This is a genomic window from Corallococcus sp. 4LFB (genome assembly GCF_046520365.1).
In the GTDB taxonomy this organism is placed as follows: domain Bacteria; phylum Myxococcota; class Myxococcia; order Myxococcales; family Myxococcaceae; genus Corallococcus; species Corallococcus caeni.
On record NZ_JBKGHJ010000011.1, the window covers coordinates 1 to 24,211 of the forward strand.

General features: G+C 70.1%; 19 protein-coding genes. 12 read left to right on the forward strand and 7 right to left on the reverse strand.

The features are described 5' to 3' along the window. The 3 genes from ACLEQD_RS02355 to ACLEQD_RS02365 all read left to right on the forward strand — a co-directional run. Positions 1-886, forward strand: an 886-nt coding sequence (locus tag ACLEQD_RS02355) for an ATP-binding protein (RefSeq protein ID WP_410381402.1), incomplete at its 5' end; no start/stop codon positions are given. Between the two features lie 99 nt (positions 887-985). Next, positions 986-1,405 (forward strand): hypothetical protein, encoded by a 420-nt coding sequence (locus ACLEQD_RS02360; RefSeq protein WP_410381404.1) that lies wholly within the window; start codon positions 986-988, stop codon positions 1,403-1,405. Positions 1,406-1,711: 306 nt separating this feature from the next. Then, entirely contained in the window at positions 1,712-3,409 is a 1,698-nt protein-coding gene (locus ACLEQD_RS02365; RefSeq protein ID WP_410381406.1) for a DUF4157 domain-containing protein, read from the forward strand. Positions 3,410-3,517: 108 nt separating this feature from the next. Here the strand turns inward: ACLEQD_RS02365 and ACLEQD_RS02370 are convergent, their stop codons facing one another. From ACLEQD_RS02370 to ACLEQD_RS02390, 5 genes are all read right to left on the reverse strand, one after another. Next, complete coding sequence (locus ACLEQD_RS02370; RefSeq protein ID WP_410381408.1) at positions 3,518-6,625, reverse strand: efflux RND transporter permease subunit; 3,108 nt, start codon at positions 6,623-6,625, stop codon at positions 3,518-3,520. 20 nt (positions 6,626-6,645) lie between these two features. After that, positions 6,646-7,761, reverse strand: coding sequence for an efflux RND transporter periplasmic adaptor subunit (locus ACLEQD_RS02375; protein ID WP_410381410.1), 1,116 nt, complete (start codon positions 7,759-7,761; stop codon positions 6,646-6,648). Between the two features lie 244 nt (positions 7,762-8,005). Next, positions 8,006-9,514, reverse strand: coding sequence for an aldehyde dehydrogenase family protein (locus ACLEQD_RS02380; RefSeq protein ID WP_410381412.1), 1,509 nt, complete (start codon positions 9,512-9,514; stop codon positions 8,006-8,008). Between the two features lie 164 nt (positions 9,515-9,678). Further along, positions 9,679-10,506 (reverse strand): hypothetical protein, encoded by an 828-nt coding sequence (locus tag ACLEQD_RS02385; protein WP_410381414.1) that lies wholly within the window; start codon positions 10,504-10,506, stop codon positions 9,679-9,681. A gap of 219 nt (positions 10,507-10,725) precedes the next feature. Beyond that, a complete protein-coding gene (locus ACLEQD_RS02390; protein ID WP_410381416.1) occupies positions 10,726-11,634 on the reverse strand; it encodes an RluA family pseudouridine synthase in 909 nt (302 codons plus the stop codon). A gap of 196 nt (positions 11,635-11,830) precedes the next feature. Between ACLEQD_RS02390 and ACLEQD_RS02395 the strand changes: the two genes are divergently transcribed. The 6 genes from ACLEQD_RS02395 to ACLEQD_RS02420 are packed head-to-tail and all read left to right on the forward strand — an operon-like array spanning position 11,831 to position 18,421. Beyond that, entirely contained in the window at positions 11,831-12,796 is a 966-nt protein-coding gene (locus ACLEQD_RS02395) for an ATP-binding cassette domain-containing protein (protein ID WP_410381418.1), read from the forward strand. Continuing rightward, the gene (locus ACLEQD_RS02400; RefSeq protein WP_338263312.1) at positions 12,793-13,602 is read left to right on the forward strand and encodes an ABC transporter permease; all 810 of its coding nucleotides are present in this window, start codon (positions 12,793-12,795) and stop codon (positions 13,600-13,602) included. Before ACLEQD_RS02395 ends, ACLEQD_RS02400 begins: the two co-directional genes overlap by 4 nt. After that, positions 13,589-14,839, forward strand: a complete 1,251-nt coding sequence (locus ACLEQD_RS02405; protein ID WP_410381421.1) for an aminotransferase class I/II-fold pyridoxal phosphate-dependent enzyme — start codon at positions 13,589-13,591, stop codon at positions 14,837-14,839. The genes ACLEQD_RS02400 and ACLEQD_RS02405 overlap by 14 nt, the downstream gene beginning before the upstream one ends. Further along, positions 14,836-15,747 (forward strand): nucleotidyltransferase domain-containing protein, encoded by a 912-nt coding sequence (locus ACLEQD_RS02410; RefSeq protein WP_410381423.1) that lies wholly within the window; start codon positions 14,836-14,838, stop codon positions 15,745-15,747. Before ACLEQD_RS02405 ends, ACLEQD_RS02410 begins: the two co-directional genes overlap by 4 nt. Continuing rightward, positions 15,744-17,435, forward strand: a complete 1,692-nt coding sequence (locus ACLEQD_RS02415) for an alpha-amylase family glycosyl hydrolase (protein WP_410381424.1) — start codon at positions 15,744-15,746, stop codon at positions 17,433-17,435. The genes ACLEQD_RS02410 and ACLEQD_RS02415 overlap by 4 nt, the downstream gene beginning before the upstream one ends. After that, positions 17,432-18,421 carry a nucleoside-diphosphate kinase gene (locus ACLEQD_RS02420; protein WP_410381426.1) on the forward strand — a complete coding sequence of 330 codons (990 nt, stop codon included), beginning with the start codon at positions 17,432-17,434 and terminating at the stop codon, positions 18,419-18,421. The genes ACLEQD_RS02415 and ACLEQD_RS02420 overlap by 4 nt, the downstream gene beginning before the upstream one ends. 5 nt (positions 18,422-18,426) lie before the next feature. On the opposite strand, the gene ACLEQD_RS02425 is transcribed toward ACLEQD_RS02420, so the two are convergent. Then, a complete protein-coding gene (locus ACLEQD_RS02425; protein ID WP_410381428.1) occupies positions 18,427-19,215 on the reverse strand; it encodes a hypothetical protein in 789 nt (262 codons plus the stop codon). 176 nt (positions 19,216-19,391) lie between these two features. On the opposite strand from ACLEQD_RS02425, the gene ACLEQD_RS02430 reads away from it, so the two are divergent. Genes ACLEQD_RS02430 through ACLEQD_RS02440 form a run of 3 tightly spaced genes read left to right on the forward strand, consistent with a single transcriptional unit; the run spans position 19,392 to position 23,432 of the window. Further along, positions 19,392-22,043 carry a PEP-utilizing enzyme gene (locus ACLEQD_RS02430; protein ID WP_410381429.1) on the forward strand — a complete coding sequence of 884 codons (2,652 nt, stop codon included), beginning with the start codon at positions 19,392-19,394 and terminating at the stop codon, positions 22,041-22,043. Positions 22,044-22,050: 7 nt separating this feature from the next. After that, entirely contained in the window at positions 22,051-22,665 is a 615-nt protein-coding gene (locus ACLEQD_RS02435) for a gamma-glutamyl-gamma-aminobutyrate hydrolase family protein (RefSeq protein WP_410381431.1), read from the forward strand. Next, positions 22,662-23,432 carry an NTP transferase domain-containing protein gene (locus ACLEQD_RS02440; RefSeq protein WP_410381432.1) on the forward strand — a complete coding sequence of 257 codons (771 nt, stop codon included), beginning with the start codon at positions 22,662-22,664 and terminating at the stop codon, positions 23,430-23,432. The genes ACLEQD_RS02435 and ACLEQD_RS02440 overlap by 4 nt, the downstream gene beginning before the upstream one ends. Here the strand turns inward: ACLEQD_RS02440 and ACLEQD_RS02445 are convergent. Continuing rightward, positions 23,425-23,940 carry a hypothetical protein gene (locus tag ACLEQD_RS02445; RefSeq protein ID WP_410381435.1) on the reverse strand — a complete coding sequence of 172 codons (516 nt, stop codon included), beginning with the start codon at positions 23,938-23,940 and terminating at the stop codon, positions 23,425-23,427. The genes ACLEQD_RS02440 and ACLEQD_RS02445 overlap by 8 nt on opposite strands. Positions 23,941-24,211 lie beyond the last annotated feature (271 nt).

Consider the following 24,211-nt stretch of genomic DNA (forward strand, 5'->3'; position numbering starts at 1 on the left):
GCCCCCCGGGGGCGGCGCGGTGACACCGGCGGACGTGGACGCGGCCTGCCGCCAGCACCTGCGCCCACGGCTGGGACCTCTCGTCCGCCGGGTGGCCACGCCCTGGAACTGGGAAGACCTGGTGTTGCCGGCCAGCCGGCTGGAGCAGCTCCGCGAGCTCCGCGACCAGGCGCGGTTCCGGCTCCGCGTCCTGGAGGGCTGGGGCTTCGCGCGCACGCTCGGCGGGAGCCAGGGAATGGTCCTGCTCTTCGCGGGCCCGCCCGGCACCGGGAAGACGCTCACCGCGGGCGTGCTCGCGGCGGACCTGGGGCTGGAGCTGTACCGGATCGACCTGTCCTCGGTGGTGAGCAAGTACATCGGCGAGACGGAGAAGCACCTGGCCCACCTCTTCGACGAAGCCGAGCGCGGTCAGGCCGTCCTGCTCTTCGACGAGGCGGATGCGCTGTTCGCCCGGCGCACCGAGGCGCGCGACGCGCACGACCGCTACGCCAACCTGGAGACCGGCTACCTGCTGCAGCGCCTGGAGGCATTCACCGGGCTGGCCATCCTCACCACCAACCTGCTGTCCAACCTGGACCCGGCGTTCGTGCGCCGGCTGCGGGCCATCGTGGAGTTCCCCCTGCCGGGCGAGCGGGAGCGGCGCCTGCTGTGGCAGCGCATCTGGCCGCAAGGCACGCCACTCGCCCCGGAGCTGGACTGGGACTTCATGGCCCAGCGGTTCGAGCTGTCGGGCGCCTCCATTCGCGACATCGCCCTGGCCGCCGCATTCCTTGCCGCGGCCCAGGGGCACCCCGTCCGCATGGCGCACCTGCTGCACGCCACGCGGCGTGAATGCCAGAAGCTGGGCAGGGTGCTGGACGAAGCACGCTTCTCCTGGCCGCCGTGAACCCCTGCCACCGCCAGTGCATGGGCTGGAGCCAATACCCATATCAGACAGGAGAGGGCCCCTGATACGCGCCACACCGGGCTTTTGAAGGAGCACGCAATGCAAGTGAAGATGACCTTCTACGGCTTCCCAGACAACGATCCCCCCGGCAGAGCCATTGCCTTTCCCCACTCCTCCGACCCGCGAACCCTCCATGAGGAGGCAGGAGGGGTCGGCACCTTCGAGGACCCCATCACGACGGCAGCCGCCACGGGAGGGGCCTTCTCACCCGGCACCCGGCTGTATGTGCCCGACCTGAAGAAGTATCTGATCATCGAGGACATGTGCGCGTCGTGCGAGCCCGACCAGATCGATGTCTGGATGGAGAGCACGGGAGACTGCCCGAGCGACCAGGTGCTGGAGTGCGAGAACACCTGGACGCCCGATGACCCCATCGAGGTGGAGGTGGAGCCGGGCCCGGGACGCGCGCTGGACATGAAGCCCTTCTTCAACATCCAGAACTGCGACTGCGCGAAGTAGCCCTGGGACTTCATGCCCCTCCGAGGCGGGACCATGTCCGTCGGACAGAAAGTGCCAGCGGGAATGAAGAAAGCCACCCTCCCTCCTACCCATTGCCCGGCACCGTGCCAGCGCCAGCGCCGCCTCCAGGACTCTTCGCGGAGCCGAGCAGTGGCGCATTCCCCCTTGCGACCTTCGTTACAGCCCGCTGTCGCGAAGGCGGGAGGCAGGGATGCACATGCTCCGCCTGCGCGGCAGGCCACCCGGATCCAGTTTCTTCAAGGGACCATTGGCAATCGAGCGGTCCAGCGCATCCTGGCGGGACTGTTGTCGCCACGGGAAGAGGACATCTCGGCGGCCAGCATCCATCAAGCCGCGGCGCAGGGCATCCAGACGCCATCCATGCGACTGCCCTTCCTGGAGAAGTTTCAGCCGCTGTTCGGCCGCTACGACCTGAGCCAGGTACGGGCACACGTAGGCCCGGAGGCCACCGCTACCGCCACCGCCATGAATGCCCGTGCCTATTGCACGGGAGCGCACGTGGTGTTCGCCGGGACGCCAGATCCGCGCACCGCCGCGCATGAAGCGGCGCACGTGGTGCAGCAGCGGGCCGGAGTGCGGCTTCCGGGCGGCGGTGGACAGGTGGAGGACATGTACGAGCAGCATGCTGGCGCCGTGGCCGACAGAGTGGCGTCGGGACAGTCGGCGGAAGGACTGCTTCAGCTCACGGCCGCGATGCGCGCCGATGCGCCCGGACCTTCCGTGCAGAGATCGAAGAGGCACGCGGAGAAATACATCCTCGCCAAGAAGCTCGGATTCGAGGCCTCGTGCAAAGAAGTGCTTGCGTACATCAAGAACAAAGAGAATGACAAGGAGTTGCGTCGCGGTCTGCTTCTGGCGTGGAACCTGAATCAGATTAAGACGAACCGCATCGAACCACCCTCGGATCTTGCCCCGACGAGCACCCAGGTCCACGAGATGGAGGACATCGCCGGCTGGAGCTCCGACGAAGACACCGATTGGGATCTGAGCCGGATCAAGGAGAGCCTGTCGAAAGGGCAGGCCAGCCTGCTCCGCTCCGGTCACACGGAGAACCGCACCGGAGTACACGAACTGAGCCCCTTCGACGCCGTTCGCTTCGGGCGGCAGGTCGTCAAACGCGATGCGTACGAGCAGTTGCCAATCATCACCTCGATCGGCGGCTTTCACTTCGAGCTCAACAATCCGGGCACGAAGGACATCTACGCGACGCCCCTGCTGCAGCTGAGCGACATCGAAGAGGAGCAGAAGGAGCGCAGCGCGGAGGTGCTCGGCATCCAGCAGCGTGTCTTCAAGCGAGCGGGGCAGAGCGAGCAGTTCAACTGGCAGAACCTCACCCGGAATCTCCAGACGCGTCACCAGGGCAAGACGCGCGAGACGCTCCATCAGCTCCTGGACTCGTTGCTGAAGAAGGCGACCGTCACGATGAGTCAGGAGATGGCTGAAGCCACCGCTGCCATCCTGGCGGACCTCATGAAAGGGAGCCATGGCGGGCGGCACCACCTGCACCAGATGCGGCGCCACCTTGGGACCGCGTCGGGAAATCCGGGCGACATGGACTTCAAGATGTTCTTCACCGGCGAAAAGCCAATCTACGCGCCAGCAGCGAAGGGTGGACGTAAACGGGTGAAGATGAGCCACACCGAGGTCCAGACGGATGCGGAGCAACTCCTCGGAGTCAATAACTGCCTCATTCACGCGATTTCACAGGCAGCACGTCACCGCAACGCCAGCCTCCGCGAGCTGAAGCTCATCCGGGAGCATCTGAACAACTACGGCGAGATGCTGGTCGCCTCACCCAAGATCATCCGTTTGATTCGCGAGGTGCTGGGGATCGCGCAGCCGATCACCGTCGCGTACAGAGATGTCCCTTGGGAGGACTTTCCGGGGAACGGAACGGGGGTGACGGTCTACCACACGGGCGCGGAGCACTTCGAACACGAGCAACCCCAGGACTACCCGGACCGGCCCAGCCTGCCCCACTGATGAGCGCGGCGGAGTGCACCTCGTGCCTCAGCGCCCTGGCCGAGGATGAGCGCGCCGCCGTGCCCGTGGACCGGCGGCGCTGTCGGACTTCCTCGCGGACGCCTTCCGCTACGCGGCGACCTCGGGCTGCTCCCGCGGCGCCACGGCTTCGCTGGCGGCCACGGTGCGCGTCTTGGCGATGAGCAGGTAGATGGCCGGCACGAAGTAGAGGGTGAAGAGTGTGCCCAGCGCCATGCCCGTCACCAGCACCAGCCCGATGCTGTTGCGCGCCGCCGCGCCCGGGCCCGACACCAGCACCAGCGGGAAGTGGCCCGCGACCGTGGCCACGGTCGTCATCAGGATGGGACGGAGCCGTTCGGCGGCCGCTTCCTTCACCGCCTCCAGCTTCGTCCGGCCCTCCTCCTGGAGGCGGTTGGCGAAGTCCACGATGAGGATGCCGTTCTTCGCGATGAGCCCCACCAGCGTCACCAGCCCCACCTGGGAGTAGATGTTGAGCGTGGTGGTGAAGCTGTCCGTGAAGTACGGCATCGTCGGGTTCGGCATCCGCAGGAACGTGGTCGTCAGCGCGCCGAAGAGCGCCAGCGGCACCGACCCGGCGAGGATGATGAGCGGATCCCGGAAGCTGTTGAACTGCGCCGCCAGCACCAGGAAGATGAGCACCACCGCCAGCCCGAACGCCGGGGCGAACGAGTCACCCTCCAGGCGCAGCTGCCGGGACTCGCCCGTGTAGTCGATGCGGTAGCCCGCGGGCAGGATCTTCGCGGCCTCCGTCTCCAGGTAGGTGAGCGCCTCATCCAGCGGACGGATGGCCACGCCGCTCAGCTTGACGGCGTTGAGCTGCTGGAAGCGGTTGAGCGACCGGGGCGCCACCTTCTCCTTGAGGGACGCGATGGACGACAGCGCCACGAGCTTGCCGTCGGGCCCCGTGACGTGGAGGTCCTTGAGCTGCTCCGGGTTGAGGCGGGAGGTCCGCAGGACCTGCGGGATGACCTTGTAGCTGCGCCCAGCGATGTTGAACCGGTTGACGTAGTTGCCGCCCACGGCCGACCCCAGGTCCATGCCCACCGTCCCCAGGTTCAGCCCCAGCTGCGCGACCTTCTCACGGTCGACCTCCACCTCCGACTGGGGCTGGTCCAGCTTCACGTCGATGATGGGCGGGAAGGCGAACAGCCCGCTCTGCGCCGCCTTCTCCTGGAGCTGCTGCGCGAAGCCCAGCAGCTCATCCGCCTCCGCCGTGGACGCGATGACGAACTCCACCGGGAAGTTGCCACCGCCCGGCAGCGCGGGGGGCTGCAGGGCGAACGTCTGGACCGTCGGGATGGTGCTCACCCGCGCCTGCGCCTCCGCCAGCACCTGCGCCGTGGTGCGCTTGCGCTCCTTGAACGGCTTCAGCACCAGGCCCCAGAAGCCATTGGTCGGCTGCACGATCTGGAAGTTGAAGCTGGACTCCGGCATGTCCATCAGCAGCTCGCTCGTCCGGGTCACGGCCGGCTTCAGCTGATCCAGGGTGGAGTTGGACGGGGTGCTGACGATGCCGATGACGAAGTCCTGGTCCTCCACGGGCGCCAGCTCCCGGGCCGACTGGCTGAACATCACCAGGGCGAGCACGCTCAGGAAGATCCACGCCGCGTAGACGGGCCCGCGGACGAGCAGCGAGCTGTCCAGGGAGCGGGCATACGCGGCCCGCAGGCGCGCGAAGCCGCGGTTGATGACGCCCGCGAACCCCTGGTCCTCGTGGCCCGCCTTCAGGAGCACGGAGGACATCATCGGGGAGAGCGTCAGCGCCACCACGCCCGACAGGGTGACGGCGCCTGCCAGCGTGAGCGCGAACTCGCGGAACAGCGAGCCCGTGAGGCCACCCTGGAAGGCGATGGGCGCGTACACCGCGGCCAGCGTGAGCGTCATCGCGATGATGGGGCCCACCAGCTCCCGCGCGCTCTTGAGGGCGGCGTCCACCGGGCGCAGGCCGTCGCGCAGGTGGCGCTCCACGTTCTCCACCACGACGATGGCGTCGTCCACGACCAGGCCCACCGACAGCACCACCGCGAGCAGCGTGAGCAGGTTCACCGTGAAGCCGAACACCTGCATCAGGAACACCGTGCCGATGAGCGACACCGGGATGGCCACCACCGGCACCAGGATGGAGCGCACGGAGCCCAGGAACAGGAAGATGACCAGGACCACGATGAGCAGCGTCTCGCCGAGCGTGCTCACCACCTCGTCGATGGCGTTCTGGATGTAGTTCGTGCCGTCGAAGGCGACGCCGCCGTGGATCTGCTCGGGCAGGTCCTGCTTGAGCGAGTCCATCTCCTTGCGGATGCGCTGCATGACGTCCAGCGAGTTGGCGTTGGGGAGCGACCAGATGCCGATGAAGACCGCCGTCTTCCCGTTGAGCGTCACGTCGGTGTCGTAGTCCTCGGCGCCGAGCACCACGTCCGCGACGTCCGACAGCCGCACCACCGCGCCCCCGTCCTTGCGGACGATGAGCTGCTTGAACTCCTCCACGGAGCGCAGGCCCGTGTTCGCGGTGAGGTTCACCTGGACGAGCGAGCCCTTCGTCTGGCCCACGGCCGCGAGCGCGTTGTTGGCGGTGAGCGCCTGGCGGACCTGGATGGGGCTGACGTTGAGCGCGGCCATCGCGTCCGGCTTCATCCACACCCGCATGGCGAACGTGCGCGCCCCGAGGATGTCCGCGCGCTGCACGCCCTCCACCGAGGACAGTCGGGGCTGCACCACGCGCACCAGGTAGTCGGACAGCTCGTTCTGTTCGAGGAAGTCGGAGGTGAAGTTGAGGTACGCGATGGCGAACTGGCTGTCCGCGGACTCGATGCTCAGCACGGGGACCTGGGATTCGGGCGGAAGGTCGCCGCGCACCTGGTCCACCTTGGCGCTGATTTCACTCAGGGCGCGGTTGGCGTCGTAGTTGAGCTTGAGCCGGGCACGGATGATGGAGATGTTCTGCGAGCTGGTGGACTCGACGTAGTCGATGCCGTCCGCCGCGGCGATGACGCGCTCCAGCGGCGTGGTGATGAAGCCACGGACGAGCTCCGCGTTGGCGCCGACGTAGACCGTGGTGACGGTGATGTCGGCGTTCTCGCTGCGCGGGTACTGCCGCACGTTGAGGGTGCGCAGGGCCTGCAGGCCCGCGATGATGATGACGAGGTTGACGACCAGCGCCACGACCGGACGCCGGATGAACAGGTCGGTGAAGTTCATGGGTTCGCCTCTCCGCGGCCCTACGGGTTCACCGGCTGGGGCGCGGCCTCGACGGGAGGCGCCAGCGCGTTGTTCACGACGACGGCCGCGCCGTTCTTCAGCTTGAAGACGCCGCTGCTGACCACGGTCTGCCCGGGCTTGAGGCCGGACGTCACCGCGACGTAGTCACCCCGGCGCTCGCCCAGCCGCACGAACTGCTGGCGCGCCAGCAGGGCCGTCTTTCCCGCGGCGTCCTTGCCCTCGGCGAGGGTGAACACCGAGTCGCCATAGGGCGCGAAGAGGACGGCGGTGGCGGGGATGGCGACCACGGGCTCGCTGGCGCCGGAGAGCACCTCCACGCTGGCGAACATGCCCGGCAGGAGCCGGCCGTCCGCGTTGGGCACGGTGGCGCGCATGCGCACGTTGCGCGAGGACATCTCCACCTCCGGGTTGATGGTGGTGAGGTCCCCCTCCCAGGACTCGCCCGGGAAGACGTCGACGCGCAGGCGCACCTTCTGGCCCTGCTTCACCTGGGCCAGCGCCTGCTGGGGGAGCTGGAACTCCACGAGCGCGGGGCTGGTGGACTGGAGGGAGACGACGGGGTTGCCCGGGGAGACGAGCTGCCCCAGCTCCACCTGCCGGATGCCGACGCGGCCCTCGAAGGGCGCGCGGAGGGTCTTCTTCGCGATGAGGGTCTTCAGGTGGGCCACCGTGGCCTCGGCCTGCGTGGCCCGGGCCCGGACGGCATCCAGGTCCGACTGGGTGTTGGCCCCCTGGGCGTTGAGCTTCTCGGCGCGCTCCCGGTTCAGCCGCGCCAGCTGGGCCTCGGCCTCGGCGCCGGCCAGCTGCGCCAGCTCGCTGGAGGTGTCCAGCTGGACGAGCACCTGGCCCTTCTTCACCGACGCGCCGCTGTCGAAGCGGATGTCGCTGACGACGCCCGGCAGCTCCGCGCTCAGGGTCACGCCTCGCAGCGCGATCACCGTGCCGACGGCGCTCCGTGTCCCCTGCCAGTCGAAGGACTCCGCCTGGGCGGACGTGACGGCCTCCGGCGGCGGCACGAAGGTTTCACCGGCGTTGATCATCGCGACAATCTGGCCCGCCTTGACCGCGACGAGCCCGCGAAGACCGCGAGCAGCAGCAGCACGCCGATGACCCACCGCTTGACGCGGCTGGCACGGCGCGGTGGGGAGAGCGTCACTTCAGGAGCAGGAGCATGCATCGTGGGCACTCGAACCGGCTGACAGGAGCAGCCGTCTCAGGGGATGCGCCGCGCTGTAGCCGAATCGCTCCGAGTTTGCGCCCTTGAAAATCCGTTCAGGTTGTGACCTCTTCGGTTGGCCCCCCCGCGGGGCGATTTCCAAGCGAAGAGGTCACGTACCCGTTAGGGGTCCGCGCCTGCCTTCATCCCGGCCAGTTGCCCTCCATGGGATGGGGGCCGTCGGTGAAGGCGCGCACCAGGTGGGTGCCGCCCACGAAGGCGCCCGCCCACGAGCCCCCCTTGCCGCCGAAGGCCTCCTCGCGGTCGCCGCGCGAGCGCAGCGCGTTGATGCCGACCTTGAAGGCGTGGAGCCGCGCGGCGATGCGCCGGGCGAGCCCGGGGTCGTCCGTCGCCACCGAGGCCACGAGCGCGCCGTTGGAGACGTTGGCCTCCCGCACCAGCTCCTCCTCGGAGTCCACCGACACCAGGACATCGACGGGACCGAAGGGCTCGCGCAGGTAGAGCTCGCTGTCTCGCGGAACGCCGAAGAGCAGGACGGGCGGCAGGTACGCGCCCCGCTCCTGCCGCGCGGTGAAGGCGTCCTCCGCGAGCACCCCCTCATGCAGCACCGCCGTGCCCCGCGCCCGCGCTCCGGCGATGAGGGAGCGCAGCTCCTGGGCCTTGCTGGGAGAGATGAGGGGCCCGAAGTCCACGTGCGCGCCCAGGACCGGGTTGCCGACGCGCAGCGTGGAGACGGCGTCGACATAGGTCCGGACGAACCTGGGGACGAGCGAGCGCTCGACGACCCAGCGGGTGTACGCGGTGCAGCGCTGCTTGCCGAAGTCGAAGCCCGCGCGAAGCTGTGCGCCGAGCGCGTCCCAGTCCGTGAAGTGCGTGATGGCGTAGGCGTTCACGCCCTCCATCTCCAGCGCATAGCGCTTGTCCGTGTCGCGCAGGCGGCGGTGGACCTCCGCACCGTTGGCGCGGCCGCCGATGAAGGCGACCCCCGCGATGCGAGGATGGCCGACGAGCGCCTCGGAGAGGTCCCTGCCGCGCCCGCCGACGAGCGAGACGGGAAGGCCCGCGCCGCGCAGCAGGGCGAAGGCGAGCGTGAGTGAGACACCGCCCCCCTGGGTCGGGATCTTCGCGATGACCGAGTTGCCCGCGAGCGTCTGGACGAGCACGTTGAGCAGCAGCACGGAGAAGGGATAGTTCCAGGAGGCGATGTTCGACACGAGGCCGAGCGGCTTCCGGCCGTCGAGCATCGTGCCCATCCGCTCCAGGTACCACGCGATGCCCGCCAGGCACCGGTCCACGTCGTTGGCGGCCGTGGGCAGCGTCTTGCCGATGTCCCAGGCGAGGACCCGGACGAGCAGGTCCCGGTGCGCATGGAGCAGCACCACCGCCTCCGCGACGGAGCGGGCGCGATCCTCGAGCGGACGGGCCGCCCAGGGAGCGAACTCCGCCGCTGCCTGCTCCACGCCTGAAGCGACCTGTCCGGCGCCGAGCAGCGGCAGCTCCGCGAGGACGCTGACGTCGATGGGCGAGACGGCGTCGAACCAGGCAGGCGGCTGGATCCACCTCCCAGCGATGGGCGAGAGCAGCCGGCCCTGGGCGTCGAAGGCTTCCGGGACGGCCCGCCGGGCTTCGGCCAGCAGGCTGCGGCTCTCGAGATGAGGCAGGGGCTCGCCAACGGATTCGGTATTCAGCACGGTTGCTCCTCCTCGCGCGTCGGGGTCGCGACGAATCAGTTGAAGCCGCGGCTCATGACGAGCCGCGGCATGGCTGAATATCGTCACGCGCGCGCCGTGCGTCTGGGGAGGCGGGCAAGGGCCTGGCGGGCGGGAACCGAACGCTCCCGCCCGCGCCCCGGAGCTCAACAGTCGAGCGAGTACGACTGGGTCGCGTCCCCCGGCGAGTCGACCTGGATGGTGTTGGAGCCGTCGAACGTCGTGGTGAACGTCCCTTCGCTCGTCTGCGACGTCACCGTCCCCGCCGAGGGGCACTGGTTGGCGCAGCGCTGGTAGCCCGAGACGTTCGTGGTCGAGCTGCGGTCACCCCGCGTGGACTGCGACTGTTCATCCAGGGTGAAGCACCCGCTGCCCGAAACCCACGTGACGGTGCTCTGGGAGGACCGCGTGTCGAAGCGATCCGGCGAGTAGCTGTTGGAGGTGATGGTCACCTGGCGCTGGTCCCCGTTGGGAGGCGAGCCGGTGATCTGCATGGACAGGTTGTACGGCGCTCCGTTGATGGTGAGGTTGGAGGAGGTGGCGTTGATGGAGAGCTGCCCCTGGTTGTCCGCGAGCACCAGCTGCACGTTGCCGGAGATCTGCTGGAGCGCGACCTGCGCCCCGCAGTTGTTGAAGGTGTAGTTCACCGTCGCGCCCGACGCGGTGGCGGTGGCGCACCCGGCGGGAGTGAAGGTGGAGGAGGCGTTCGCCGCGAGCTGGGCGGCCGCCGCGTTCACGTCGACGGAGTCCTGAGGCAGCCCGCTGACGGTGGACTGCGGCAGCACCCCGCCAATGCTGGAGTACCAATAGCCGTAGACGGGATCGGCCCAGGAGTAGCTCCACGCCGCGTCGTACGCTCCGTAGTACGGGTCGTAATAGGCGGCGTCGTAGTAGTACGGGTCGTAATCGTCGTCGGTGCAGCCAGAGACCGCGAGCAGCGACAAGCACCCCAGCGCCCATTTCAGCTTCTTCATCTTGCCCCCATCCTGTTTGTCTTCAGACCGCGTGCTCACCGAGCGGTGGGCGTGCAGGGCCGACCGATGCACCCGAGCTCTCTCGGGGGGTCGGAACCGGGACGAAGGTGGAAACCGGTGGCCCAAGGAAGAACTGGCCCGAGGACTGGCCCGAGTGAGGGCTGGCGGTCATTCGAGCCACGTGCCCCAGGAAGAGGCGAGCGGGCCAGCGGGGGTACGTCAGCCTTCGGAGGTCCTCAGCCCGGGAGGCGGTGGCGCGTGCAACCGCAGGCGCTCCCCCGTCAGCGGATGGGTGAAGGCGAGCGTCTCCGCGTGGAGCAGGTAGCCGCCATCTCCGGGCAGCCCGGGCGAGTGCTCGCGGGGCAGCCCCCCGCGGCGAACAGCGGGTCTCCGGCGAGCGGGTGGCCGATGAACGCCAGGTGGATGCGGATCTGCTCGGGCGCCCGTGTGGATGTGCACCTCGAAGAGCGTCTGGCCGGCACGCCGCTCCAGCACCCGGGCGCTGCTGCTCGACGCCTTGCCCTGGGGGGTTGCCCCGTGCACGGTGCCCAGCAGGGGATGGGGCACCAGCCCGATGGGCGCGCGGATCTCGTAATGCTCCTGCGTCGCGAGCCCCTCCGAGAGCGCGCGGTAGCGCTTCTCCACGCTGCCCTCGCGCCAGTCGCGCGACAGGCGTGCGGCCGCCTCGCGCGTGCGGGAGAAGAGCACGAGCCCCGAGGTCGCCCGCCCCAGGCGGTGCAGCGCCGAAGCCTCCGGCCAGCGCTTCCGCACGAACGAGAGCAGCGTGTTCTTGAGGAAGCCGCCCGAGGGAATCGTCGGCAAGCCGCCCGGCTTGATGACCGCGAGCAGCGTCTCGTCCTCGTGCACCAGCTCGAAGCTGTCCGGCGTCTCTCCCTCCTGCCAGGGAGGGCGGTGCCAGCACAGCACCTGCCGGGCGCGCAGCACTTCGTCGCCGGTCGCCGTGACGCCATCCAGCTGGACCTCACCGCGCAGGAAGCGGGCGCGCCACTCCGCTTCGGAGGAGTGCCGGTACGTGTCCGTCAGGTAGGCAAGCGCGCTGCGCCCGGCGCCGGCTTCAATCTGCTCGCGATACACGTAGCCGTCGTTCAGGCCTGAGTTGGACGTCACCCGTCCATCCTAACCGGCCCGTCGAGGATCCTCACGGTCCGCGGAGAGCAACCGGAGAGCGCCGCGGCGGCGAGCAGGACGTGCGAGGTGACAAAGGCTTTCATCGGGCGCTCCGTGATGGGTATGGCCAGCGCATCCTCGACGCAGGCTGCTGACGCCGGATGTCAGACCGCATCTGTAGAAGGTCATCCCGACGATGACCGACAAACATTCTTTTCCTGAACAAGAAGCATTTCAGGATCCAATCAAGACACCTGGGCGTCTTCGTCAATCCCTGGGGCCCGCGCACGGAACCGCCCTGCTCTCCGCGGAGCGGCTTTCGTTCGCCTTCGCCCAGGGGACGCCCGTCCTCCGCGATGCCTCCCTCCACTTGAAGGCGGGAACGTCCGTGGGGCTGCTCGGAGCCAACGGCGCGGGCAAGACGACGCTGCTGGGGGCGCTCACCGGCACCGTGCGGGGCACGACGGGAGGCTCGGTGCGGCTCGACGTGGGCGGACTGCCCGCGCGCCGCGCCATCGGGTTCGCGACGCAGGCCATCGCGCTCTATCCCGTGCTCACGGTGGAGGAGAACGTCGGGCACCTGGCCCGGCTGTTGTTGGGGCGCGCGGAGGCGAAGGCCGCCATCGAGCGGACCCTGGAGGAGTTCGCGCTGGGTCCCATTGCCCGCACGCGCGTGCATCACCTGTCAGGGGGGCAGCGGCGGCTGGTGCACCTGGCGGCGAGCTTCGTCCATGCGCCGCCCATCCGGCTGCTGGATGAGCCCACCGTCGCGCTCGACTTCGAGGCCCGCCAGCTGGTGGTGCGCCGGGTGCGCGCGTGGCGCGAGGAGGGCGCCGCGGTGCTGGTCACCGCGCACTACCCCGAGGACATCGAGGAGCTTTCCACGGAGCTGGTGCTGCTGCGCGACGGGAAGACGCGAGACCTGGGCGCGCTGGGAGCGGTCCTGTCGAACCAGGCGCGCACGCTGTCGCTGCGGGGCGCCGAGGCTTCGTGGGAGCTCACGCTCGCCACCAGCAGCCTGGAGGAGGTCCGCTCCAAGCTGGGCGAGGTCCCCTCCGACGTCCATCTGTCCGAGCTGCGCCTGTCCGGCAACCGGCTGCGCGACATCCTGCTGCGGGACCCCTCCCTGAGCGCCTTCGCCCGGGAGTCGGAAGGGCCATGAATCCAGACATCGCTTCCAGTGCCCCCTCCGCGCCCAGCGGCGTGGCGGGCTTTGTCAACGTCGTGCGTTGCTACGCGCTGACGGAGTGGCGGGTGCTCGCGCGCGAGCGCACGGCCATGGTGTTCATCTTCATCCTGCCCGCGGTGCTCTCCGCCATCCTGGGCCCGGGGGTGTCGGGGCTCGACGCGGCCCCGGGCGCCATGGGCCGGGCCACCATCGGCTTCGCGGTGATGTTCAGCTACATGGTGGTGACCTACTCCGGTCACGCCTTCTACCGGGACTTCTGGTACCACACCCACGGCAGGCAGGCGTTGATCCGCCCCGCCCGGCTCGCGTTCGCCATGGGCAAGGTGCTGCCCGCGTGCGCGATGTCTTTCGTGCAGCTGCTGCTCTTCACGGGCTTCGCGGCGGTGTTCCTGGGTCTGCCATTGAATGGCGACGTCCTCCAGGTGGCCCTCACCGGCGCGGCGCTGGTGACCAGCGGTTCGGCGCTGGGCTTCCTCCTCTTCGCCATCACGCGCAGCACCGCCACGCTCTCCAACCTCTCCTACCTGGTGCTGGTGACGTTCAGCGCGGTGGGTGGCGCCATCGTCGCCACCGAAGCGCTGCCGGGTTGGTCGCGCACGCTCGGCTACGCCACGCCGCACTACTGGGCCCTGCGCGCGCTCAACGAAGCCACCTTCGGCCAGGGCCGCTGGAGCGTCGTGCTCCAGAGCACCGCCGTCATCCTCACCTTCACCGCTGTCTGCGCGACCGCCGCGAGTCTGGCGTTCGACTTCCGGGACCAAAAACATGACACGACCTGAACAAGACACGGCGGGCCGCCCTCGGGCGCCCGTCATCCAGCGGCTGCTCGGGGACCCGCGCGTGGCGCAGGCTCGGCTGGGCAAGCGCATTGGCCGCCTCCCCTACTTCACGCGGGTGGAGTCGGCCACCGGCCCCATCACCCGCATGGAGGGCCGGGACATCCTCAACTTCGGCTCCAACAACTACCTGGGGCTCGCGAACGACCCGCGCGTCATCGCCGCCGCGCAGGAGGCGTCCGGCCGCTGGGGCGCGGGCGTGACGGGCTCGCGGTTGCTCAACGGCAACCTGGCGCTCCACGAGGAGCTGGAGGACGCCCTGCGGCGCTTCTACGGCCGCACCGGCGCCATGGTGTTCTCCACGGGCTACGGCGCCAACCTGGGCCTGATGAGCTCGCTCCTGGGCCGCAATGACCGCGCCTGGGTGGACGAGGAGATGCACGCCTCCGTCCTGGACGGGGTGTGGCTGGCGCGCGCGACCATGAAGCGCTTCGGCCACAACGACCCGGAGCACCTGCTGGCCCAGGCGAAGGAGGACACCGCCTCCGGCCTCTGCGTCGTGGAGGGCGTCTATTCCATGCGCGGAGACCGGGCCCCGCTGCGCCGGTTCCTGGAGGTGTGCCGCGAGACGCGGCTGGCGCTCGTCGTGGACGAGGCGCACGGCCTGGGCACGGTGGGGACGCGGGGGCTGGGCACCGTGGAGGAGGACGGCGTCGTCCAGGACGCGGACTTCATCACCATCACCTTCTCCAAGAGCCTGGGCTCCTGCGGCGGCGCCATCATCGGGGACCAGGAGCAGATTGAAGCGCTGCGCGTCCTCACGCGGCCCTTCCTCTTCACCGCCGCCAACACGCCGGCCTCCGTGGCCGCGGCGCTGGCCGCCCTGCGCATCCTCCAGGAGGACCCGGGGCTGGTGGCCCAGCTGAAGGAGCGGGTGCGCTCGCTGCGCGAGGCGCTGGTGGCGCGCGGGCTGCGGCCCCTTCCGTCGGACGGTCCCATCGTCAGCGTGGAGGTGGGCGCGGACTTCGACACGCTCCAGGCGTGGAGGCTGCTGTGGAACCGGGGCATCTACGCCAACCCGGTCATCCACCCGGCCGTCCCTGCGGGCCGCGGCCTGCTGCGCCTGAGCGTGATGCGGACGCATGAGGAGCAGATGGTGCGCACCGTCGCGGACGCGTGCGCGGACGTTTTCTCGGACTTGCAGCTGTCCCATGAGGGACGCGGGAAGGTGGCATCATGAAGCGCACACATCAGCTCTCCAGTGGTCAACCGCTCACCACGCAGACGCTCCGCGCCCACGGCGTGGACGTCGAGCGCATCCTGTCGGAGCTGGTCAGCGACCCCGCCTCGTGCGGCGTGCTGCTGACGGGTTCGCTCGCGGCCGGCAACGGCACGCCCAGCTCGGACGTGGACCTGATGGTGCTGGTGCCGCACCGCACGTCGCTCATCTCCACGAAGGACGGCGTGCGCTTCAAGAACAGCCGCTTCAGCGAAGCGCTCCAGTACTGCGACGGCGTCGAGGTCAACATCGAGCTCGCGGAGCGCGGCCGCGTGGCGGAGATCATGACGTGGATGACGGCCATCGCGCCGGCGCTCTACAAGCCGTCCGAGCTGAAGTTCATCCCCATCATCGACGGCCCGGAGCTGCGCTTCCTGCACCGGCTGCGCGCGGGGCTCCCGCTGCTGAACCCGAGCCTGGTGGCGAGCTGGCGGGACGAGTTCCTGGTGGAGCTGCTGCCCACCTACCTCACCGTGCGGCACTTCATGGAGGTCCACGAGTACCTGGAGGACGCCATCAGCCACCGCGCCGTCAGCGAGGAGTCCAGCCGGCACGTGGCGCGAATCGCGGTGGAGGAGGCGCTGGTCTCCATCCTCGCGGCCCTGGGCGTGACGAGCGCGGCGCGCAAGTGGCTGCTCATCGAGTCGCGCAAGGCGATGGCCACCGCGGGCGAAGTGGACCGGAGCCTGCTCGCGGAGGGGCTCTCCATCCACGCGGACTGCGCGACGGGGCCGCTGGGTGAATGCCTCACGCGCATCGAAGCGCTCCACCAGCGCATGGCCAGGCGCATGGCCGCGGAGCCGGAGCTGGCGCGCGCGGTGGAGTTCCTCCAGGGCAGCATCACCTACGTCCTCGAGCACCAGGGATGAGCGCCTCCGGGAACACGGCGACCCCACTCGTGCTGGCACGGCTGGGGGACGCGCTGGGACAGCTCTACGGGGCGGAGCGCGCGGAGGCGCTCGTCCGGGAGCTGTCCCAGACGGCGGAGGGCGTCCGCGCGCGCCTGAAGCCCGGACGCGCGGCGGTGGACGCGCGGCCCGCGGTCATCGCCGTGTACCCGGACCACGTGGTCGACGGGGAGCTGGCGCCCCTCGCGGCGCTGCGGCGCTTCCTCCTGGAAGAGGTGGGCGGCGTGGGGCCGGCCCTGCTGCATGTGCTGCCGCCCTATGTGTCGGACGGGGATGACGGCTTCGCGGTGGTGGACCACCAGTCCGTGCATCCGCGCCTGGGGGGATGGGAGGACCTGGAGCGGCTGTCGGAGGTGGGCAGCGGGCTGATGCTCGACCTGGTGATGAACCACGTGTCCACGGCGCACCCGGCGTTCCGGGACGTGCTGCGCGGGGAGGGGCGGCCCGGGGACTTCCACCTCTTCTCCGAGCCGCAAGCCATCGAGTGGGGCACGCGGGTGCGGACCTCCTCCATCCTCCAGCGCTTCGACACGGGGATCCGCGCGGTCTGGGCGTGGTGCACGTACGGGCGCGCGCAGGTGGACTTGAACCACGGCTCGCCGGACGTCTTCCTGTCCATGGCGGGGACGCTGCTGCGGCTGGTGGAGGCGGGCGCGCGGGTCGTGCGCCTGGATGCCCTTCCCCACGCGTGGAAGCGCGTCCCCGGAGGGCCGCACCAGCCGGAGGCGAAGCTGCTGGTGCGCGCGCTGCGAGCCGTGACTGACCTGGCGGACCCTTCGGTGCGCCTGCTCGCGGAGACGGACCACCGCACAGGAGACCGGTGCTACCTGGGCGAGGAGCTGGCGCAGCACGACAACCACCTCGCGGTGCCGCTGCTCGTCTTCGCGGCGGCGCTCGCGGGTGAGGCGGGGCCGCTGGTGGACTGGGTGAACGCGTCCGCGGCGGATGCCCACGGCCGTGACGGCTACGCCTTCCTCCAGACACATGACGGCGTGCACCTGCGTCCCATGGATCCGCCGCTGGAGGCCCCGACGCTGCGGCGGGTGCTGGAGCGGATGGAGCGCGCTGGCGTCCGGGTGTCCCACGCGGACGTGGGGGGCGAACCCCGGCCGTACGAGCTCAACAGCTCCCTGCATCGCATCTTCTCCACGGAGGCGGGGCTCGACGTCGAGCGCTACCTGGCCGCGCACGCGCTGCTCTTCGCGCTCCCGGCCACGCCGTGCCTCTACTTCCCCACGCTGTTCGGGTTGCCGGACGCGGTGGGCGTCGAGCCCTCCACCCCCCGCGCCGCGAACCGGCACCGCTACTCGGAGGGCGCCCTGCGTGCGTTGGTCCGGCAGCCGGTGCACGCGCGCATCCGGAAGTCCCTGCTGAACCTCATCCGCCTGCGCGACCGGACGCTCGCGCTGCGGGAGGCCCCTGGCTGCGAGGCGCGGCTGCCGGCGCCTGGGGTCCTGCACCTGGCGCGAGGCCATGGCCGTCAGCCCCTGCACGTCCTGGTGAACTTCGGAGTGGAACCCGTGTCCGTGCCCGTGCCGCTGCGGGAGTGGAAGGACCTGCTCGGCGGGCGTCAGGGGCAGGGAGACGTCCTGCTCGCGCCAGCAGAGGCGCTGTGGCTCGTGGAGCCCGGGAGTGGAGACCGCACATGAGAAACGCAGCCAGTGTGTCCGGACTCGTGGAGGCCTTCGGCTCGCGTCCGGGGAGCGAGGAACTCGTCTTCACGTTCTTCGACCCGTACGCCATCGGGCTCGGGCTCGCGGAAGAGGCGCTCGCGTTCCTGGAGGGCGAGGGCTTCCGCGTCGTGGACCGGCGCTTCGTCCACTACACGCAGAGCAGCATCGAGGCGGTGTACAGCCCCAACCGTCCCATCGCGCTCGACAAGACGTGGGCCGTCCCCAGCGAGGTGTACCTGCTGGAGTCCTCCTGCGCGCTCATCCTCCGCACCCCGGGCCGGTCGGCCTGCGCGGCGTTCAAGTCGCTCAAGGGGTCGGCGGATCCGCGCAAGCGCTCACCGCTCCACCTGCGCAGCCGGCTACAGGCCCCGACGCGTGCGCTGAGCCTCATGCACTCCTCGGACGACACGCGCGCCATGATTGAAGAGGCCGCCACGGCCTTCGACCCGCGAGAGCTGCGCATGCTCCTGGAGTCGGAAGGACGCCCCACCCGGCGCGCGGGCTCCGCCATCCAGCAGTTGCCGGGGGCCGTCGTGGGGCGGGCGTGGCGGCCTTCGCCCACGGAGTTCCTGGTCCACCTCCGCCTGCGCCTCGCGGAGGAGGTGGAGCTCGTCGCCCCCTGGCCGGAGGAGCTGGTCGCGCCGTGGCGTGAGGCCGTGGGCGAACTGGAGGGCCTCCGCTCCGAACCTTCCGCATCCCGCGAGGTGTACCTGCGCGTCGTCGCCCGCGAGGCGGCGCTGGTGGACGACGCGGTCCAGGGGGGGCTTTCGCATCCGCGCCGGCCCGGGATGTTCGACTACCGCGTGGAGCCGGCGCTCGCCGCCACGGTGCTGGAGCTGCTCCACCACCCGGCGCTGTACCGCGAGACGGACCTCACGCGGCTCATCGGTCCGCTGGGGGCGCTGGTCCGCAACGCCTACGAGCGCGTGCTCCTGCGCAGCGCGCTCCAGGAGTTCGAATGAACCCGTCACCCCGTCAGCGGCACGCGTTCGAGCACCCGGCTCTTGAGGATGAGGTCGTCGTGCGTGCGCAGGATGGAGAGCTCGGTCACGTCGAGCTCTACGATGGTCGTCTCCCGGAAGCCGCGCAGCACGCCGAAGAGCTCGTCCGCCTCGTGCACGTCCAGCTCGGAGTTGAAGCGCAGGTGGTCCATCAACTGGAGACAGCCGATGTAGAAGCCCGGGTGGAGCGAGTGGCCCAGGCGCGTCTGGACCTCGGTGAGGTGGTCCACGGGGTTCGGGCCGTCCGTCAGCTCCGGGTAGACGGGGAAGTAGATGCGGCCGTTCTTCTTGCCCCAGAACCAGCCGCCCTTCACCTGGATGCGGAAGCGGGGGAAGCCCTCCAGCCGCTGCTTCACGAACGGCACGATGTCCGCGATGGGCAGGCGTTCGTGCAGCCCGTTGCAGATGGTGAAGTGGTGTCTGTATTTGCGCCGCTCGACGGTCTCCCAGGAGATCTTCCGCGCCGCGGCGGTCATGGCCACTGCGTTCATGAAGCGGTTGAACTGGGGGCTCTGGGCGAAGGCGCCGAAGTCCACGAAGCCCACCAGCGAGACGCGGGGCGCGCGGTAGGTGCCCAGCCAGTCGTAGCCGGCCTTGAGGTCGAACGGCACGACCTCCGGGTGGTCGGGCCGCACCAGCGGCAGCTGCATCAAGCGGTACTCGTAGGAGAGGACATGGTCCTCGGACGGGCGGGGCTGAAGCTCATTGCCCGGGCGGCGGTACGCCAGCCGTTCATCCGTGGCGAAGGTTCTCATGCATCGAATCCACCACACGTGGGCAGGGGCCACAATGCGCTGCCGCGCACGCGCCATGCACCACGTCCGCTCGTGCGAGGTCTCCCGTGACAGCCCTGGACCGCGAAGCCGCGACGCTTCGCCCCACCCCTCCGGTTGGAATTGCGCCGGACTGCCGCATCCGGGGCGTCGGCCCCGTGCACGCCTCCATGTGGATCTGGGCCGAGCGCGTCCTGGACACGCTCGCCCAGACGTACGGCGGCGTGCCGCTGACGCTCGCGTTCAAGGGGACTGTGCTCCCGCGTCCGCGCGCGCTCCGCGTGCGGCTCCAGGCGGCCTCCGCCGTCATCGCGACCTGGCGGGGAGAGTGCCGCTTCATCGTCGGAAGGACCCAGGCGGTGCGGGAAGCGCTGGAGGGAGCGGACCTGGACGCGGCGGCGGACCGGCTGCTCCGGACCGGAGACGTGGCGCGCTTCGAGCTGGAAGCGACCGAGGCTTCGAGCGAGTCCCTGGCCCCCGTGGGCCGGCTCGTCCTGGGGGACAAGGCGCGCACGCTCGACATCCTGTCGGAGCTGCACGGGCCGTGGTGCATCTCCCCGCCGCACATCGTGCGGGGTGAGGACTGGGTCCGGGACCGGGACGCCGTGCTCCAGCGTGTGCGGGAGCGCTTCGGAAGCGAGCGCGTCGTGGTGCGCTCCTCCTGCTCCGCGGAGGATGCGTGGACGGAGTCGAACGCGGGACGCTTCCTCTCGGTGCTCGACGTGGACGCGGGCGATGCCGTGGCCGTGGGCAGCGCCATCTCGGACGTGTTCGGTTCGTACGGTCCTGGGGCTGAGGAGGAGAAGGTCTTCCTCCAGTCCTACGTCCACCCCGTGAGCGAGAGCGGCGTGCTGATGGCGCGGCACCCGGAGACGCTGGCCTCGTACTGGGTGGTGGCGTCGGACGTCTCCAGCGGGCGCACGGATCAGATTACTTCCGGCGCATTGGAGAAGCCCTCCTCCGCGTACGTGGAGCACGGCGTGCCCCGGGGCCTGTTGCCGGACTCGCTCCGTCGCGTCGTCACCGTGGGGCGTGAGCTGGTGAAGCTCATGGGCGTGGATGCGCTGGACATCGAGTTCGCGCTGGCGGGCGGTGACTTCCACCTCTTCCAGGTGCGCCCCATCGCCAAGGGGTCGTCGCAGCCGGAGGGGAACGAGGTCCGCCGGGCGCTGCTGCTGGCGGATGCCTGCACGGCGCACCAGGCGCTGCTGCGGCCCCAGGCCCCCGTCGTCGGAGAGGGGCCCGTCTACAGCACGATGACGGACTGGAACCCGGCGGAGATGATTGGCCGGCGCCCGCTCCCGCTCGCGAGGACGCTCTACGGCAGGCTCATCACAGACCGGACCTGGGCGGAGCAGCGCGCGGCCTACGGCTACCGCGACCTGCGCGGCACGCCCCTGCTGCGCGACTTCGCGGGGCACGCCTACGTGGACGTCCGCGCCTCCCTCAACTCCTTCATCCCGGCCGTCACCCCGGCGCGCGTGGCGGAGGTCCTGGTCTCCCGGCAGCTGGCCCGGCTGGCCCACGCCCCCGAGCTGCATGACAAGGTGGAGTTCGAGATCGCGGACACGTGCGCGAGCCTCGGCCTGCGCGAGCGGCTTCGGAGGCTCTACGCGTCCTCGTTGGATGCAGGGGAGCTGGACGCCCTGGCCACCGCGCTGCGGGACATCACGCTCCACGGCCTTGCGGACCTGCCCGCGCAGGTGGAGCAGGTGGAGCGGCTGCGGTCCCATCCGTTCGCGCCGGGCTTCGAGGGCGGGCTCGGCCCCATCCTCGCGCGCCTGCGAGAGCTGGGCACCCTGCCCTTCGCACACCTGGCACGGACGGCGTTCGTGGTGACCGCGCTGCTCAAGAGCTTCGTGCGCGAAGGCGTGATGGACTCAAGCGAGCAGCGCGAAGTGCTCCAGCGCATCCGGACGGTGGCGGGGCAACTGCAAGCGGACGCGCTCCGCGTGCGGCGGGGCGAGCTGGGCCTGGAGGCGCTCGTCGCGGAGTTCGGGCACCTGCGCCCGGGGACCTATGACATCCGGATGCCCCGCTATGACGCGGACCCGGAGCGCTACTTCGGCCCGCTCATCTCCGGAGCGGAGGAGCCGTTCAGGCACGAGGCCCCCCTGCCCCGGAGCCTCCACGAGCGGCTGAGTGCGGGCCTGCGGAGCGCCGGCCTGTCGATGACCAGCGAGGTGTTCCTCGCACACCTGGGCGCGGGCATCGCGGGGCGCGAGTACGGCAAGCACGTGTTCACGAAGACGCTGAGTGGCGTGCTCGAACATCTGGCGGATTGGGGCGAGCCGCTGGGGCTGAGCCGGGATGACCTGGCGCACCTGTCGCTGGAGCAGGTGGAGGCCGCCCTGGCGCTTCCGCCGCGCGAAGCCCGGTCGCGGTGCCGCGACGCCGTGGAGGAGGCCCGCGAGCACGCCGCCGCCGTCAACCTCATCGAGTTGCCGGACATCCTGGTGCGCACGTCGCACCTGCTCTTCCACGTGAGCAGTGGAGAGCAGCCCCTGTTCGTCACCAAGGCGTGCGTGCGCGCGCCGGTGCTGGTCGCGGATGGGCTGCCGGACCCGGAGCGCGTGCGCGGCAACATCGTGCTGCTGGAGCGCGCCGACCCCGGCTACGACGGGCTGCTCGCGCTGGGCGTCGCCGGCATCGTCACGGCGTACGGGGGCGCGAACTCGCACATGGCGGTGCGCTGCACCGAGCTGCAGCTGCCCGCCGCCATCGGCGTGGGCCGGGAGCAGTTCCGGCGGCTGTCGGGTGGGCGGGTGATGACGCTGGACTGCGGGGGGCGCAGGCTCGTCCATGAGTGAGCGCCGCGTGGCACTGATCACCCAGCGCAGCGACCGTGTTCCGGGGCGTCCGGAGGTGCGGGAGGCGCTCGAGGACTCCTGGGCTTCAGGCCTGTGGGAGGCCGGCTGGGTGCCCTTCCCCGCGGTGAACGTGGCCGCCGCGGCCGTGGCGCAGTTCGAAGCCCTGCGTCCAGGGCTCGTCATCCTGAGTGGAGGCAACGACGCGCCGGGGACGGGACCGGATGCGGTTCCCGCGCGCGACGAGACGGAGTCGGTCCTGTTGTCGCTCGCCGCCCGGACGCGAACGCCGGTGCTGGGCGTGTGCCGGGGCGCGCAGATGCTCGCGCGCTTCGCGGGGATGCTGCTGGTGCCTGTCGAAGGCCACGTGCGCGTGCGCCACGTGCTGACGGGTCCCCTTGCCCATGCGTGGCGGGGCCCGGCGCAGGTGGCGAGCTTCCACCACTGGGGCGTGGCGGAGGACTCGATGCCTGACGGATGGGACGTCCTCGCGCGCTCGGAGGACGGCGCGGTGGAGGCCTTCGCGAGCCGGGAGCGGCGCTCGCTGGGCGTCCTCTGGCACCCCGAGCGTGAGCCCCGTCACCTTCCCGCGGTCCTTGAAGTCATGGAGGCATACGAACCATGAAAGCCATCATCCTGGCCGCAGGCCTGGGCACCCGCATGGGGCCGCTCGCGGCGAACCGTCCGAAGTGCCTGGTGGAGCTGGCGGGAGCCCCGCTGCTCGACCATCAACTGGCGGTCTACGAGCACTTCGGCGTGGACGTCGCGGTGATGGCCGGCGCGTATCCCGAGCTGACGCAAGCGGGCCGCAACGTGCGCGTCGTGGTGAACCCGGCGTACACGACGGGCAACATGGTCTCCACGCTGCGCTTCAGCCTGCCGGTGGTGTCGCGGACGGAGCCGGTCCTCGTCTCCTATGGGGACATCGTCTTCTCGTACGAGGTGCTGGCGCGGATGCTGGCCGCGTCCCGGGACGTGGAGGTCGCCATCGACACGCAGTGGCGCCGGCTCTGGGAGCTGCGGATGGAGGACCCCACGACGGACTGCGAGTCCTTGCGCCTGGAAGGCGAGCGCATCGTGGACATCGGCGCGAGGGTGCGTTCGGTGGAGGAGGTGCAGGGGCAGTACATCGGGCTGCTGCGCTTCGGCCCCGGCGTCCTGCACGCGCTGATGGAGCGCTTCGAGCAGCGAGTGGCGAAGGACCCGCGCTACTGGAACATCTCCATGACAGCCTTCCTCCAGGACCTCATCTCCGACGGAGTGGCGATCCACGCCGTGCCCATCGCGTCCGGCTGGCTGGAGGCGGACAACGCGGAGGACCTGCGCCGCTACACCGAGGCCCACGCCTCGGGAGCACTGGCGAACTTCTGGTCCCCCACGGCGGTCAGATGAGGCGAACCCGGGGATCCCCCGCGTCCTGGAGCAGGGAGAAGCCAGCGAGGTAGCGCTCCTGGATGTCGGGGACGGAGGTCAGCGCCCGGACAGCCGCGTCCCAGTCCGGCCAGGTGAGCTGCTCCGAGCGGACGGCGTCGCTGAAGGGCGTGTCGTCCGTGAGGTGGAAGTGCACCTGCCCTACGTCCTGCCGGGGACCCGCGTTGACGAGCACCGACGCAGGGGCCCGCTGCCGTGCACCGGCGATGAGCGCGAAGAGGCCCGCGCGAAGCCCGGCGTGGCGAGGGTGCGCCAGGGCGAAGACGTCCGGCACGCCCCGAAGGGGGACGGCGATGTGGTGGAAGGTGCCGTAGACGGGACGCGGATGGCGGTAGATGGCGGCCAGTTCCGAGCGGTCCACGGAGGTGAGGGGCAGGAGCCGGTCCGCGTGCGCGAAGCCAAAGCGCACCAGGGAGCCGGAGGCAGGGGTCCGCGCCATCCGGAACGCCAGCTGTTTCAGGGTTGCCATGAACGTCCTTCGCTCGGGTGCCAGTCGAAGGAAGCTTGCCCTCGCGGTCTGACAGTCTGCTCCGGTGGTTCTACCCCAGGCGGGATGCTCAAGGTCCCTGGAGCACCTCGTACAATGGGACGCCGCACGGAGGGCGCTGGACGTGTGGGCCTGCGTGAGATGTGGCGGCAGGCGCCGGGTGCTGGCGTACCTGACAGCTCCCGGTGGGTGAGCGCCATTCTGGAGCACCTGGGACTGCCCTCTGAGCCTGTGAAGCGGGCCCCTCCAAGCC

Excerpts from the sequence above, each read along its gene's own strand:
- ACLEQD_RS02360 (WP_410381404.1), top strand. The coding sequence starts at position 986 with ATGCAAGTGAAGATGACCTTCTACGGCTTCCCAGACAACGATCCCCCC.
- ACLEQD_RS02370 (WP_410381408.1), bottom strand. The coding sequence starts at position 6,625 with ATGAACTTCACCGACCTGTTCATCCGGCGTCCGGTCGTGGCGCTGGTC.
- ACLEQD_RS02385 (WP_410381414.1), bottom strand. The coding sequence starts at position 10,506 with ATGAAGAAGCTGAAATGGGCGCTGGGGTGCTTGTCGCTGCTCGCGGTC.
- ACLEQD_RS02395 (WP_410381418.1), top strand. The coding sequence starts at position 11,831 with ATGACCGACAAACATTCTTTTCCTGAACAAGAAGCATTTCAGGATCCA.
- ACLEQD_RS02400 (WP_338263312.1), top strand. The coding sequence starts at position 12,793 with ATGAATCCAGACATCGCTTCCAGTGCCCCCTCCGCGCCCAGCGGCGTG.
- ACLEQD_RS02405 (WP_410381421.1), top strand. The coding sequence starts at position 13,589 with ATGACACGACCTGAACAAGACACGGCGGGCCGCCCTCGGGCGCCCGTC.
- ACLEQD_RS02410 (WP_410381423.1), top strand. The coding sequence starts at position 14,836 with ATGAAGCGCACACATCAGCTCTCCAGTGGTCAACCGCTCACCACGCAG.
- ACLEQD_RS02415 (WP_410381424.1), top strand. The coding sequence starts at position 15,744 with ATGAGCGCCTCCGGGAACACGGCGACCCCACTCGTGCTGGCACGGCTG.
- ACLEQD_RS02420 (WP_410381426.1), top strand. The coding sequence starts at position 17,432 with ATGAGAAACGCAGCCAGTGTGTCCGGACTCGTGGAGGCCTTCGGCTCG.
- ACLEQD_RS02425 (WP_410381428.1), bottom strand. The coding sequence starts at position 19,215 with ATGAGAACCTTCGCCACGGATGAACGGCTGGCGTACCGCCGCCCGGGC.
- ACLEQD_RS02440 (WP_410381432.1), top strand. The coding sequence starts at position 22,662 with ATGAAAGCCATCATCCTGGCCGCAGGCCTGGGCACCCGCATGGGGCCG.
- ACLEQD_RS02445 (WP_410381435.1), bottom strand. The coding sequence starts at position 23,940 with ATGGCAACCCTGAAACAGCTGGCGTTCCGGATGGCGCGGACCCCTGCC.